At 73.2% G+C, this 826-nt stretch carries 1 pseudogene; it reads right to left on the bottom strand.

The features are described 5' to 3' along the window. Positions 1–826, bottom strand: a pseudogene (locus tag D471_RS0119105) (glycoside hydrolase family 65 protein); the annotation flags it as partial.

Raw genomic sequence — 826 nt, 5'->3', positions numbered from 1 at the left:
CCCCCGCGCCGCCTGCCGCGCCTCGGGCAGACGGCGCTGTCGGTAGCGCAGCAGGGCCCGGGTCAGGGAGGGAAGACGCAGGTTCAGCACCGGGAAGACGATCAGCTCGTCCCACAGGACGTGGCCCCGGTAGGCCTCGCCGTGCAGTCCTCGGGCCGGAACGCCGGCGTCCAGGTCGACGGTGTTCGGCGAGAGCGTCTGCAGCAGGTGCAGCACGTGGAGGCGGATCATGCGCAGCTCGTCCGGCGCCCCCTCGATCTCGACACCGAACCTCTCCCAGAGCTGGCTCCAGGCCAGAGCGTGGTCCGCGAGCAGCTCCCCGAACCGGCCCATGCGCGGCAGCCACCGCGCGGCCTCCTCAGCGGGTTCGCTGACGGCGCGGTCGCGACCGGTGAAGACGGTCACGATCTTCTCCAGGGTGGTCGTCTCCCCCGCCGCCACGTCGACCGCGGCGTCGTGGCCGGTCCAGGAGTCGTCGCCGACGGGACTGAGCTCGGCGTCGCACCCGCGGTCACCTCTCCACAGGGTGGCGCGGGCCGCCATCGCCACCCGGATCCCGGACTGGTTCGTCCGGGCTTCGAGAAGACAGGAGTCCTCGCCCAGTGCCCGCGCGTCCAGCGTCCGAAGGTGGTCGCCCGGCAGGTCCCGGTAGCGCTCGACCAGGGTGTTGGCCACCCGGCCGTCGAGCGCGGAACGCACCTCCAGCCGACCGGACCAGTCCTCGGGGGTGATCGCCACCTCGAGCGCGCACGCGTGCGCGAACCGCATGTCGACGAAGCGCCGCTGGGTGACGGCCGTGGTGCGCCCCGCCCCGTCGCGATACCGG

It is taken from the genome of Nocardiopsis lucentensis DSM 44048 (assembly GCF_000341125.1).
Taxonomy (GTDB): Bacteria; Actinomycetota; Actinomycetes; order Streptosporangiales; family Streptosporangiaceae; genus Nocardiopsis; species Nocardiopsis lucentensis.
Note: the sequence above shows the minus strand (reverse complement) of the source record. Positions and strands in the feature narration are given on the sequence as shown.